Raw genomic sequence first — 12,550 nt, 5'->3', positions numbered from 1 at the left:
CCCGGCCGCACCTGAAGCGCCGGAGTTCGCCCCGCTGAACATCGGGCCCATGGAGGTGTGGCCGCCCGTCGTGCTGGCCCCGATGGCCGGCATCACCAACGCGCCGTTCCGCACCCTGTGCCGGGAGCAGAGCGGCGGCCGCGGTCTGTACGTCTCCGAGATGATCACCACCCGGGCCCTGGTCGAGCGCAACGCCAAGACCATGCAGCTGATCAAGTTCGACCCGAGCGAGAAGCCCCGTTCGATCCAGCTGTACGGCGTGGACCCGGAGACCGTCGGCAAGGCGGCGCGGATGATCTCCGAGGAGGGCCTCGCCGAGCACATCGACCTCAACTTCGGCTGCCCCGTCCCCAAGGTGACCCGCAAGGGCGGTGGCTCCGCGCTGCCCTACAAGCGCAACCTGCTGCGGGACATCCTGCGCCAGGCCGTCGGCAACGCGGGCGACCTCCCGGTCACCATGAAGATGCGCAAGGGCATCGACGACGACCACCTCACCTACCTCGACGCCGGCCGGATCGGCGCCGAGGAGGGCGTGGCCGCGATCGCCCTGCACGGCCGCACCGCCGCCCAGCACTACGGCGGCACCGCCGACTGGTCGGCCATCGCCCGGCTGCGCGAGTCCGTGCCGTCCGACATCCCGGTGCTCGGCAACGGCGACATCTGGTCCGCCGACGACGCGGTGCGGATGATGCGCGAGACCGGCTGCAACGGCGTGGTGGTCGGCCGCGGCTGCCTCGGCCGGCCGTGGCTGTTCAAGGACCTGGTGTCGATCTTCGAGGGCGAGGTCGACTACGCCCGCCCCACCTTCGCGTACGTCGCCCGCGCCATGGTGCGCCACGCCCAGCTGCTCGGGGAGTGGCTCGGCGACGAGGCCCGCGGCGTCATCGACTTCCGCAAGCACGTCGCCTGGTACACCAAGGGCTTCTCCGTCGGCTCCGAACTGCGGGTGAAGCTCGCCAATTCCAGCGCGCTCGACGAACTCGCCGAAACCCTCGCACTGGTCGACCAGGAACAGAGCTGGCCGATCGGTGCCGACGGCCCGCGCGGCCGGACCAGCGGCAACAACCGGGTGGTCCTGCCCGAAGGCTGGTTGGACGATCCGTACGAGTGTGCCCGACTCGGCGAAGACGCCGAATCGGACACTTCTGGCGGATGAGCTGTACGTAGCGGCGAAAATGGCCCCGCTTGGCCACTGGCCGCACCGGCCCAGGGGAGTTGTCCAAGATGGACAGTAGGGCTCCTAAGAGGCGAAATTCTGCAACACAGAGCGACGGGTGAGTCTACGGAAAGCGACGCTCGTCGTAGTGACTCTCAGCTTGACAGCTGAGATGCGCCCGTGACGCTGGCCACATATCGTGGCGAGTGACGACCAGTCAGCGGACTTCGCCAAGGTGTACAAGTCCGGATCGCTTCCCGAACGGGCTCCGCGGCAGACGGCTGCGGCTGGTTGCAGGAAATCAAGTCGGGGAACCGCAGTGGGCGTGAATGTCGTCACTGCGTGTCCGGTCTGCATGAGCGCCGTGTGGCGATGCCTTCACTTCTTGAAGACTCACTAGCGTCACCCGGACGATTTCAACAACGCAGGCAAACACCCATTCAGGCATTCGATCTGCTGGCCAATGGGCCGCTTCGGAGCTCGTGCGACCTATTCACTCCCCTAAGCGGCCTTCGAAATGGGTATGTTCTCCGGCGTCAGGGCAACCGTGTGCGAGGAGAACGACCCGTGGCGGCGAAGCAGAAGTTTGTTTACTCCTTCACCGAAGGAAACAAGGACCTCAAGGATCTTCTCGGCGGAAAGGGCGCGAACCTTGCCGAGATGACCAACCTGGGTCTCCCCGTCCCTCCGGGGTTCACCATCACCACCGACGCCTGCAAGGTGTTCCTGGAGACCGGCACCGAGCCGGCCTCGCTGAACGAGGAGATCACCGGCCACTTGGTCGCCCTTGAGTCCCGGATGGGCAAGCAGCTCGGCCAGGCGGACAACCCGCTGCTGGTCTCGGTGCGGTCCGGTGCCAAGTTCTCCATGCCCGGAATGATGGACACCGTCCTGAACATCGGTCTCTCCGACGCCTCGGTGACCGGGCTCGCCGCCCAGTCCGGCAACGAGCGCTTCGCCTGGGACTCCTACCGCCGCCTGGTCCAGATGTTCGGCAAGACGGTGCTGGGCGTCGACGGCGAGCTGTTCGAAGAGGCGCTGGACGAGGCCAAGCACGCCAAGGGCACCGTCAACGACCTCGACCTCACCGCCGAGGACCTCAGGACTCTGGTGGAGACCTTCAAGGCGATCGTGCTCCGGGAGACCGGCCGCGAGTTCCCGCAGGAGCCGCGCGAGCAGCTGGACCTGGCGATCCACGCGGTCTTCCACTCCTGGAACGGCGACCGGGCCCGCCTGTACCGTCGCCAGGAGCGCATCCCGAACGACCTGGGCACCGCCGTCAACGTCTGCACCATGGTCTTCGGCAACCTCGGCGAGGACTCCGGCACCGGTGTCGCGTTCACCCGCGACCCCTCCACCGGCACCCAGGGCGTCTACGGCGACTACCTGCAGAACGCGCAGGGCGAGGACGTGGTGGCGGGCATCCGCAACACCCTCCAGCTGGCCGACCTGGAGCAGCTCGACAAGAAGTCGTACGACGAGCTGATGTCCATCATGGAGACCCTGGAGAACCACTACCGGGACCTGTGCGACATCGAGTTCACCATCGAGCGCGGCAAGCTCTGGATGCTGCAGACCCGCGTCGGCAAGCGCACCGCCGCCGCCGCGTTCCGGATCGCCGTCCAGCTGGTCGACCAGGGCCTGATCGACCTGGACGAGGCGCTGCACCGGGTCACCGGCGGCCAGCTCGCCCAGCTGATGTTCCCGCGCTTCGCCCCCACCGCTGAGACCCGGCCGGTCGCCTACGGCATCGCGGCCTCGCCCGGTGCCGCGGTCGGCAAGGTGGTCTTCGACTCCTACACCGCGGTGAAGTGGTCGCGCTCCGGCGAGAAGGTCATCCTGGTCCGTCGTGAGACCAACCCGGACGACCTGGAAGGCATGATCGCGGCCGAGGGCATCCTCACCTCGCGCGGCGGCAAGACCTCGCACGCGGCCGTGGTCGCCCGTGGCATGGGCAAGACCTGCGTCTGCGGCGCCGAGGAGCTGGAGGTCGACACCAAGAACCGCAAGTTCGTCACCTCCGACGGCCAGGTCGTCCACGAGGGCGACGTGGTCTCCATCGACGGCGCCAACGGCAAGGTGTACCTGGGCGAGGTCCCGGTGCTGCCGTCCCCGGTGGTCGAGTACTTCGAGGGCACCCTGCACGCCGGCGCCGACGTGCAGGGCGGGCTGGTCCAGGCCGTGCACCGGCTGATGTCGCACGCCGACGGCCGCCGCCGCCTCGCGGTCCGCGCCAACGCCGACAATGCCGAGGACGCGAACCGCGCCCGCCGCTACGGCGCCCAGGGCATCGGCCTGTGCCGGACCGAGCACATGTTCCTCGGCGAGGAGCGCCGCAAGGAGGTCGAGCACCTGATCCTGGCGGACAACGACAAGGACCGCGAAGCCGCGCTGTCCAGCCTGCTGCCGTTGCAGAAGGGCGACTTCCTGGAGCTCTTCCAGTCGATGGACGGGCTTCCGGTGACGGTCCGCCTGCTCGACCCGCCGCTGCACGAGTTCCTGCCCGACTTCACCGAACTGTCGGTGCGCGTCGCCCTCGCCGAGGCCCGTAAGGACCCGAACGAGAACGACCTGCGGCTGCTGCAGGCCGTTCACCGCCTGCACGAGGCCAACCCGATGCTGGGCCTGCGCGGCGTCCGCCTCGGCCTGGTCATCCCCGGCCTGTTCGGAATGCAGGTCCGGGCGATCGCCGAGGCCGCGGCCGAGCGCAAGCTGGCCGGCGCCGACCCGCGCCCCGAGGTGATGATCCCGCTGGTCGGCACCGTCCAGGAGCTGGAGCTGGTCCGCGACGAGTGCGAGCGGGTGCTGGCCGAGGTCGCCGCCTCCACCGGCGTCAACCTCGACATCAAGCTCGGCACCATGATCGAGCTGCCGCGCGCCGCCATCACCGCCGGGCAGATCGCCGAGGCCGCCGACTTCTTCTCCTTCGGCACCAACGACCTGACCCAGACCGTGTGGGGCTTCTCCCGCGACGACGTCGAGGCCTCGTTCTTCACCGCCTACCTGGAGAAGGGCATCTTCGGCGTCAGCCCGTTCGAGACCATCGACCGCGACGGCGTCGGCTCGCTGGTCCGCAGCGCCGCGCAGGCCGGCCGGGCCACCCGTCCCGACCTCAAGCTGGGCGTCTGCGGCGAGCACGGCGGCGACCCGGACTCGGTCCACTTCTTCCACGAGGTGGGGCTGGACTACGTATCCTGCTCTCCCTTCCGGATTCCGGTGGCGCGCCTGGAGGCCGGCCGCGCTGCCATCGAGACGGCGGGAAGCGACTCGCGCTGACACGAAGCAGCGCGGATCACTGACCCGCACCCCTCCGCACGGAGGGGCGTACGGCGGAGCTCGGCGCAGGAGAGCCGCCGTACGGAGCAGCCGGGGCGGGAACGGACAATGGCGTCCGTTCCCGCCCCGGCGGCGCTTCCCTCGCCCGAACCGGGTGGTTTTCCGGTCCGGCCTACGCCGTTCGGGTGAGCCGGTACGGCAAGCTTGAGGCCATGAGCAGCCGCAATCGCCTGATCAGCCTCGTCGTCCTGGTAGTCGCCGGCCTCGTCGCCGCGGTGACCGCCCTGCTGAACGACGGGGCGGACACGGGCAGCCCGAGCGCCGCGAAGTCCCCGTCCGCCGCGCCCGCCGCCACGGCCACCCGCAGCGGCACCGCGAGCGCCCCCAAGCCGTCGCCGCCGGCGAAGCCGTCCGCCGACCAGCCCACCTGGGTTCCCACCAGCACCGCGCTGGCCGACGTCTGCCGCAGCAAGCTGCCCTCGCAGGCCCTCGACACCCTCAGCCTGGTCGCCAAGGGCGGCCCCTACCCGTACCGCTCGGACGGCATCGTCTTCGAGAACCGGGAGAGCCTCCTGCCGCGCCAGAGCAACGGCTACTACCACGAGTTCACCGTGGTCACCCCGGGTTCGGACGACCGGGGCACCCGCCGGGTGGTGACCGGCAACGCCGGCGAGCAGTACTGGACGGCCGACCACTACGGCTCCTTCCAGGAGATCGATTCGCGCTGCTGAGACCGCTGCTGACGACCCATCGGTAAATTACTTTCCATCGCGGAAAGTGTGTGCCAGAGTGACAGCACTTGATCCGGCAGCGGGCCGGATTCGACGGCACGCTGCTCGGGGGTTCGATGGCCAAGGACAAGCAGTTCACACCCGGAGAGGTCGAAGGGCTCCCGCCCGGAGACACCCTCACGCCCGCCGAGGCGCTCGCCATCGCGGGGCGGGCCGAGGCCGCCGCGCGACGGCCACAGCCGCTGCCCTGGTGGTACGGGCCGGGCGTGGGTCTCTCGGTCGCCGCCTACGGGGCGGCGATCGGGCAGTCCTTCAAGAGTCAGGCGCTGTGGCTGATACTGCTGTGCCCGCTCGGGCTGGTGCTGGTGCAGGCGGCGATAGTGCGGGCGGCCACCCGCGCCCGGGGCGTCGCCGGCCTCGTCGAGCGCGGGCTTCCGCCGCGTGTCCTGCGGGCGCTCGCTGCGGTCGTCCTGGCGGCGGCGCTGTGCGGCCTCGTCGCCTGGCTGGTCACGGGGGAGCAGGCCTGGGTCGGGGCCGGCGCCGGCACGGGCGGCGGGCTCACGCTGTGGGCCTGCCTCGCCCTGATCAACCGCCACTTCAAGGAGCAGAGCATGAGCAGCGCACAGTGAACGGGCTCGACCCAGCCCTCCACCAGCCGACCAGGCTCACCGTCCTGGCCTTCCTCAGCGGATGCCAGGAAGCGGAGTTCTCCGTGGTTCGCGACTACTGCCAAGTCTCGGACTCGGTGCTCAGCAAGACCGCGGCGAGCCTGGAGACGTCCGGCCACCTGCGGGCCCGCAAGGGCTACGTGGGCAAGCGGCCGCGCACCTGGCTCTCCGCGACCCGACAGGGCCGGGCCGCGTTGGCTGCCCACCTCGCCGCACTCCAGGAGTTGGCCACCGCCGCCGAGGCGGCCGGCTCGGAGACCGACGCCGAGGGCGGCCCGGGCCAGGGCTGAGGGGGAGTGCGGGTCGGAGCCCACAGGGTGTCGGAAGGATCACATCCGGAGCGGAGGTGGAGCCAACCCTCATGAGGTCAGCGCTCCTTGACAACTCGACAGAGTGTCGAAGCCCCAACGCGGCACAGAGCCGTCCGGGGCGGGCGTTCGGGGGCCGACCCCGTCGAACACCCGCCCCGGACGGGTCGCTTCCCGCCGGAGCAGGAAGCGGAAGGCCACCTCAGGCGGCCGGGAGCAGCGAACTGCCGATCACAGGCTCGCCGCCCAGGGAGCCGCTGTGTCTGAGGCACTCCTGGTTGAGCGGCGCCGGGTCGGGCGCACTGGGCGAGGTCGCGGCGGCGATCCGCATCTCGATGATGTCGCGGACGGCCGGCCACTCCTCGTCCAGGATCGAATAGAACGCGGTCGACCTGACCACCCCGTCCAGACCGCGGGAGTGCGCCCGGCGGACCCCTTCGGAGGTGGCGCCCAGCCGCTCGATCGCGACACGGGAGCGGGCGTTACGGGCGTCGGCCCGCAACGAGATCCGCTGCACGCCCCAGATCTCGAAGGCGTGCCGCAGCATCAGCAGCTTCGCTTCCGTGTTGATGCCGGTGCCCTGCGCCCGGGGGGACAGCCAGGTGTTCCCGATCTCCGCGGCGTCCGGCACCGCCTCCAGCGGGTCGCCGTGCGGGATTCCGGGCGCCGGCGGCCAGATCAGCGGCCCCTGCCAGTAGTCCAGTTCCAGGAACCGGGTCGAGCCCACGACCCGGTTGTCGGCCGTACTCACGGTGGCGTACGGCATCGACCGGCCCGCCGCCTGGTCGGCGAGGGCGCGCCCGATGTACTCCCGGGCGGCTTCCAGGCCGTGCGGGACGGGGGTGAAGGCGTAGGTCGTACGGTCCTCGGCGCCGGCTGCGGCAAGGGCCGCGGCGTGGTGTTCGGCGAGGGGCTCCAGCCGCACGGTGCGGCCGTAGAGGGTGACGGGTACGGGCACGGATCCTTCGGTCCTTCGGCTGTCGTCGGGGGCCCCGTGCCGGGTTCGCGGCGCGTGGGCAGTGGTCGTTCGCCCCGGCCCCGGACAACGGCCGCCCGGGCGCGCTACGCCAGAGGCTCGGGCGTGCGGCGGGTCGGCAGCCCGGAGGCGGGCAGCGCGGTGCCGGTACGGACACGGGTCGACGGACCGATCCGGCGGGATGAGCGACGGGACAGTGTGCGTCCGCGAGATGGCCGAGAGAGAAACGAGATCACGAAGCGAAGCAGGCGGCCAGATGAAGGCAAGGTGCGCAAGGGATGGCTGGCCGCGCAACGGACCGGGGCGTGGCCCACGACGTGACAGACGGCGTGGCGCGACGACGCGACGATGCGAGGCAGCGAGAGGACGATACCCGCCAGAAGGCGGTGCGTCACTTCGCGGCGCGCCAACGGGGGCGCGCGGGTCCTTTCGGCACGCCGAGACGCCCCGTCATATTACCGTTCGACCCTCCCGGCACGTCCACGACCAGCGGCTTTTCCACGAGGTGAGAGGATTTGCGAGACGGAGTGAAGACGCGTGCGCGGACGGGAATTCCGGCGAGCCGTCGCACGCTGGACTGATCAGATCCGAAAGCATTCCGAGACGACAAGACGGAACGGGGTTGGGTGCGCTGTGCGTGAGCCCAAGGAGCTGTACGAGCTGGAACCGCAGGGCGTGACCGCCCTGGCGGCGGCGCGCGCCGCCGCGGAGGCCGGTACCGGCCTGGTGCTGCTGTACCACTTCGAGGGTTTCATGGACGCCGGCGAGGCGGGCGGCCAGGTGGTGGCACACCTGCTGGAGCACGGTTCGCCGCAGGTGGTCGCCAGGTTCGACCACGACCGGCTGGTCGATTACCGGGCCCGTCGCCCCGCAATGACCTTCGACAAGGAGAGCTGGACGGACTACGAACCGCCGGAGATCCTCCTGCAACTGGTGCGCGACTCCGTCGGTGCGCCGTTCCTGGTGCTCACCGGCCCCGAGCCGGACACCGAGTGGGAGCTGTTCGCCGCCGCCGTCCGGGATCTGGTGGAGCGCTTCGAGATCCGCCTGGCCCTCTCCTTCCACGGCATCCCGATGGGCGTGCCGCACACCCGGCCGGTCAGCATCACCCCGCACGGGAACCGGATCGACCTGGCGGCCGGCCACCCCAAGTGGTTCGACCAGGCGCAGGTCCCGGGAAGCGCGCAGGCCTTGGTCGAGTACCGGCTCGCCGAGTCCGGCCACGACGTGCTGGGCTTCGCCGCGCACGTCCCGCACTACATCGCCCGCTCCGCGTACCCGGCCGCCGCCGTGGTGATCCTTGAGGCCGTGCAGTCCGCAACCGGCCTCGTCGTGCCGGGCAGCGAACTGCGCGCCCGGGTCAACGAGGTCTACGCCGAGATCGAGGACCAACTCTCCCAGGGCGACGGCGAACTGCGCTCCGCGATCCAGGGCATGGAGAGCCAGTACGACGCGGTCTCCGGTGCGGCCGACCGCGAGAGCCTGCTCGCCGAGACCACCGACCTGCCCTCGGCCGACGAGCTGGGGCGCCGTTTCGAGGAGTTCCTCGCCGAGCACGAGCGCGGCGCGGAGTAGGTGCGCCGCCGCCTGCTGGCCGCCACCGCCGCGGTGCTGATCGGCACCGCGGCGTGCAGTGCCACCGAGACCTCGCCGAAGCCGCGCCCCGACCGGTCGGTATCGCCCAGCCCCTCCGCCACGCCCATCACCGGGCCGTACGTGGCGCTCGGGGACTCCTACACCTCCGGCCTGCGCATCCCGCCGCAGGGCGGCTCACCGCTGGGCTGCGGCCGGTCCGGCGTCAACTACCCGTCCCTGGTGGCCCGGCAGCTCGGCCTGCAGGACTTCACCGACGTCAGCTGCAGCGGTGCCCGGACGGGAGACCTGACGGCCGCCCAACGGACCGACAACGGCACCAACCCGCCACAGCTGGACGCGCTCGGCCCGACGACCCGCCTGGTCACGCTCGGCGTGGGCGGGAACGACGCCGGATTCCTCGACGTCCTGGGCCGCTGCGCACTGGAGAACGTCAAGCACAGCCTGATCGGCGGCGGCAGCGACGCGCCCTGCCGCAGCTACTACACCACCGGCTCCGGGCGGGGCGAGGTCCAGCGGAAGATGCAGGACACCGGGGAGCGGCTCGCCGCCTCCCTCGGCGAGGTGAAGCGGCGGGCACCGGAGGCCAAGGTCCTGCTGATCGGTTACCCGGCGCTGCTGCCGCAGGACCCGACACGGTGCGCCGAGACCCTGGGCAACGGCATCGCGGCGGCCGACGTCGGATTCGTCACTGAGCAGGAGCAGCAGCTGAATGCCATGCTCCGCCAACGGGCCGAGGCGGCCGGCGTGACCTTCGTCGACACCTACAGCTCGTCCACCGGGCACGACATGTGCGAGGCGGAGGGCACCCGCTGGATCGAACCCCTCGGTGCGTCGGGCGGCCTGGCCCCGATCCATCCGAACGCACAGGGCCAGCAGGGCATGGCCACCGCCGTCCTGGCGTCCCTGCAGCAACGGCACTGACCCGTTCTGCGCCCGGCCCCCGCCAGGCCCGCGGAGCGCAGGGGCGCGTGCGGCGCCCGCGCGCCCGATCGGATCCGAGAGCCCCATACCAGGTCACGAGCCCGGATGAGGGCAGGATCGGCGATCCCGCAGGTGATTCCCGAAGAACCGGGTACGACGGGGTGCCGGAGTGCGTACCCTGCACGCAGAGGGGCTGATTCGAAGATCCGCTCCGAGTCCGGCCGGGGAGCTGGCATGGCAGTTGACGTGCGGGTGAGGGGCCGTGCCGCCCACTCCGTGGTGCTGCGCGAACTGCTCCTGCTCTGGCAGGCGGCCCGCCAAACCGGCGGTCGGACGATCACGCGGAAACACCTGGCCAGGCTGGGCGGAATCAACCCGTCCACCCTCAGCGGCTGGCTGTCCGGACGCTCCGTGCCCCGCGAGATCGATCGGCTCGTCATCGTGGCGGGGGAGTTGGCCCGCGCCGCCGGTCTCCCGGTGCGCCGGGCCCGCTACTGGGCCGCCCTGTTGGAGACCGACCGGGCCCACCGCAACAGGCGTGCGACAGCCTCGGGCCGGTCCGCGCGGAGGACGGCAACGGGTGCGCCGCCGGCCGGAGCGGCCCCGGCCGACGGCAGCGGACAGCCCACCGGGCGTCGGCGTGCGGGCGGCGGAGGACCGGCCGGCCCTCGGGCGGTGCACCGCTACTCCTCGGGCCCGCCCGCAGCCAGGGCGTTGGTCGACGCGGCACTGGACACCCTGCGCCTCGGTCACCGTCCGGCCCTGCCTGCCGCGCTACTGACGGCCGCCGCCCCGCACTACTTGACGGCACGTGAGCGCGCCATCCTCGGAGCGGCGTGGGCGGCCGAGGCGTGGGCGTACCTCCGGGCCGAGGCTCCGGAGATCGGCGGTGCCCTGGTGACCAGCAGCCGGACGTCGGCCGGCCCCGCCTCGGGCGCCGAGGTGCGGCTCGCCCCGGCGCTGGTCCGCGAGCTGAGGTCGGAGCGGGAGGGCCGCGCCGTGCCCGCCGGCCTGTGGGAGTGTCTGACGCGGTACGCCCACCCCTCCGACCGGCCCGCCCTCGCCCACGCCGCGTCGGTCCGCGGGCTCGACCGGGTCGCGCTCGATCTCTGCACCTCGGCGGCCGCAGCGGGCCACCACACCGCACTGCTGGACGCCGCCGAGCTGCTCGCCGGGACGGGCCGGACGGCGGAGGCCGTTGAGCGTTGCGGCGCGGCAGCCGAGCTCGGAGTGCCGGGGGCGCTGACGCGGGCAGCCGAACTGCTGGAGCGTGACCGGCAGTACCGGCAGGCCGTCGCCTGGTACGACCGGGCCGGCCGGGCCGGGGACGCCGAAGCGCTCTGCCGGTCCGCCGAACTCCTCGGCCGCACCGGCGAGATCGACGCGGCGCTGCGACGTTTCGACGCGGCCGCCGATGCGGGTCACCCGGCCGCCCATTACCGGGCCGGGCAGTTGCTCGCGGGGCTCGGCCGCGCGGACGAGGCCTTCGCCCGGTTCGAGTGGGCGGCGGTCGACGGACATCCGGCGGCACCCGCCGCCTGCGCCAGGGTCTGCGCGGAGGCCGGGAGAACGGACCAGGCCATCGCCTGGTGGGAACGCGCGTGGGAACAGGGGGTCACCACGGTGCACGAAGCAGCAGAGATGTGGGAGACAGCAGGCCAGGTCGACCGGGCGGCGGCGTGCTACGAACGGGCCGCAGTGGCCTGCGACGAGACGGCCTGGCACGAGGCCGCGGCACTGTTCGCCAGACACGGCTAGTACGGTGACCTGCCCTGGTACGCGCACATCGGCGACCACCAGGCCCTGCGGGAGCGCGCCGAACAGTGCGAGCGGGACGGCGACCCGGAGGGAGCACTGCACTGGTATCGAAAGGCGGCGGAGGCCGGCTGCGAGTCGGCCCTGTTCCAGGCGGCCGACATGCTGGAACGGAGCGGCGACAGCACTCGGGCCGTGCACTGGTACGAGCTCGCTGCCCACCGGGGCGACACCTACGCGATGCGCGAACTCGGCCGACTGCTGGCCGCACTCGGCCGGTCGCAGGAGTCCGTCAGCTGGTACCGCGCCGCCGTCCGGGCCGGTGACCGGCACGTGCTGCCCGAGACCGTCCGCGTGGTCGAGCAGCTCGACCGGCGGTCTGCCACCGTCGCCGACCACCCGCACCCCCGTCCACTTCTGCTCGCCGCACCGGCCGAACGCGCCGACACCGGTGCGCCGGTGCCACGGCTCGCCGCGCAGCAGGCCTCCACAGGCGCCGAGCTGCTGCGCGATGCGGTGGAGCTGTTGAAGGACGGCGGTCGGTACTTCGAAGCGGACCTGCTGCTGCGCTCGGCGGACCGTCCCGAGCCGGCCCGGCTGCGCGATGCGTCCCGGATGCTGTCCGATTCGGTGACCACGGACGAGGCCGTCGCGTGGGTGCAGCGGTTCGCCGACACCGGGGACCAGCAGGCACCGTCCGAGGCGGCCGAGATGCTGGAGAACCGGGGCCGGACCGACGAGGCGCTCGACTGGTATGCGCGGGCCGCCGACGCCGGCGACCGGGGTGCCCTGCTCGCGGCCGCCCGGATGCTGGCCGACTGCCGCCAGATCGAGCGTGCCCTGGACTGGTACCGGCGGGCCGCGGAAGCGGGCGTGCCGGCGGCACACCGTGAGTCGGTGATGCTGCGTCAGCAGACCGAGGCGGACGAAGCGGAAGCCACCCGCCGGAGCGGCGAGCGGGGACTGCGGTCCCTGCCCGGCGCGTCCGGTGCACCTGTCACGTCCGCCGCGCCCGGTGCACCCGCTGCGCCGGAGGCCGATGGTCGCCACCCCGAAGGCGCGGAGCCCGCACCCGTCGTACCTGCACCCGTCGTACCTGTACCGGCCCGCCGCGTACGCGTCCCGCGCCAGTCGGTCGCTCCTACCCGGACCGAGCACTGACC

At 71.8% G+C, this 12,550-nt stretch carries 10 protein-coding genes and 1 pseudogene; 10 read left to right on the top strand and 1 reads right to left on the bottom strand.

Going from position 1 to position 12,550, the window contains the following annotated elements; all coding sequences use genetic code 11:
- The first annotated feature begins 49 nt into the window (after window positions 1–49).
- The 5 genes from dusB to AMK19_RS16155 all read left to right on the top strand — a co-directional run bounded on the left by dusB (window position 50) and on the right by AMK19_RS16155 (window position 6,121).
- Window positions 50–1,156 (top strand): tRNA dihydrouridine synthase DusB, encoded by a 1,107-nt coding sequence (dusB, locus tag AMK19_RS16175; RefSeq protein WP_073812492.1) that lies wholly within the window; start codon window positions 50–52, stop codon window positions 1,154–1,156.
- Window positions 1,157–1,528: 372 nt separating this feature from the next.
- On the top strand, window positions 1,529–4,432 hold the full coding sequence (ppdK, locus tag AMK19_RS16170) for a pyruvate, phosphate dikinase (protein ID WP_443135015.1): 2,904 nt from the start codon (window positions 1,529–1,531) through the stop codon (window positions 4,430–4,432).
- A gap of 212 nt (window positions 4,433–4,644) precedes the next feature.
- Window positions 4,645–5,163, top strand: a complete 519-nt coding sequence (locus tag AMK19_RS16165) for a ribonuclease (RefSeq protein WP_083646884.1) — start codon at window positions 4,645–4,647, stop codon at window positions 5,161–5,163.
- A 68-nt stretch (window positions 5,164–5,231) separates the two neighbouring features.
- Window positions 5,232–5,792: a hypothetical protein gene (locus AMK19_RS16160; protein WP_073812236.1), complete on the top strand. Its 561-nt coding sequence runs from the start codon at window positions 5,232–5,234 to the stop codon at window positions 5,790–5,792.
- A complete protein-coding gene (locus tag AMK19_RS16155) occupies window positions 5,789–6,121 on the top strand; it encodes a transcriptional regulator (RefSeq protein ID WP_073812234.1) in 333 nt (110 codons plus the stop codon). Before AMK19_RS16160 ends, AMK19_RS16155 begins: the two co-directional genes overlap by 4 nt.
- A 220-nt stretch (window positions 6,122–6,341) precedes the next feature.
- Here AMK19_RS16155 and AMK19_RS16150 read toward each other — a convergent pair whose 3' ends face one another.
- Window positions 6,342–7,097 carry a GNAT family N-acetyltransferase gene (locus AMK19_RS16150; RefSeq protein WP_073812233.1) on the bottom strand — a complete coding sequence of 252 codons (756 nt, stop codon included), beginning with the start codon at window positions 7,095–7,097 and terminating at the stop codon, window positions 6,342–6,344.
- A 651-nt stretch (window positions 7,098–7,748) separates the two neighbouring features.
- On the opposite strand from AMK19_RS16150, the gene AMK19_RS16145 reads away from it, so the two are divergent.
- The 5 genes and pseudogenes from AMK19_RS16145 to AMK19_RS16125 all read left to right on the top strand — a co-directional run bounded on the left by AMK19_RS16145 (window position 7,749) and on the right by AMK19_RS16125 (window position 12,548).
- Window positions 7,749–8,690 (top strand): PAC2 family protein, encoded by a 942-nt coding sequence (locus AMK19_RS16145; RefSeq protein ID WP_073812232.1) that lies wholly within the window; start codon window positions 7,749–7,751, stop codon window positions 8,688–8,690.
- A complete protein-coding gene (locus AMK19_RS16140; RefSeq protein WP_073812231.1) occupies window positions 8,691–9,632 on the top strand; it encodes an SGNH/GDSL hydrolase family protein in 942 nt (313 codons plus the stop codon).
- A gap of 234 nt (window positions 9,633–9,866) precedes the next feature.
- Window positions 9,867–11,390: a tetratricopeptide repeat protein gene (locus AMK19_RS16135; RefSeq protein WP_143200230.1), complete on the top strand. Its 1,524-nt coding sequence runs from the start codon at window positions 9,867–9,869 to the stop codon at window positions 11,388–11,390.
- Between the two features lie 9 nt (window positions 11,391–11,399).
- Window positions 11,400–11,519 (top strand): annotated as a pseudogene (locus tag AMK19_RS38610) (hypothetical protein); the annotation flags it as partial.
- A 30-nt stretch (window positions 11,520–11,549) separates the two neighbouring features.
- Window positions 11,550–12,548, top strand: coding sequence for an SEL1-like repeat protein (locus AMK19_RS16125; protein WP_073812227.1), 999 nt, complete (start codon window positions 11,550–11,552; stop codon window positions 12,546–12,548).
- Window positions 12,549–12,550: the final 2 nt, after the last annotated feature.

Origin of the sequence: Kitasatospora sp. CB01950, assembly GCF_001905465.1 — a bacterium.
Classification (GTDB): Bacteria; Actinomycetota; Actinomycetes; order Streptomycetales; family Streptomycetaceae; genus Kitasatospora.
The sequence above is the reverse complement of the archived record's forward strand: the minus strand, read 5'-3'. Positions and strand labels throughout refer to the sequence as shown.

What these genes read in the sequence shown, in the direction of transcription:
- dusB (WP_073812492.1), top strand. Translation starts at nt 50, where the DNA reads ATGGAGGTGTGGCCGCCCGTCGTGCTGGCCCCGATGGCCGGCATCACC.
- ppdK (WP_443135015.1), top strand. Translation starts at nt 1,529, where the DNA reads ATGCCTTCACTTCTTGAAGACTCACTAGCGTCACCCGGACGATTTCAA.
- AMK19_RS16165 (WP_083646884.1), top strand. Translation starts at nt 4,645, where the DNA reads ATGAGCAGCCGCAATCGCCTGATCAGCCTCGTCGTCCTGGTAGTCGCC.
- AMK19_RS16135 (WP_143200230.1), top strand. Translation starts at nt 9,867, where the DNA reads ATGGCAGTTGACGTGCGGGTGAGGGGCCGTGCCGCCCACTCCGTGGTG.
- AMK19_RS16125 (WP_073812227.1), top strand. Translation starts at nt 11,550, where the DNA reads ATGCTGGAACGGAGCGGCGACAGCACTCGGGCCGTGCACTGGTACGAG.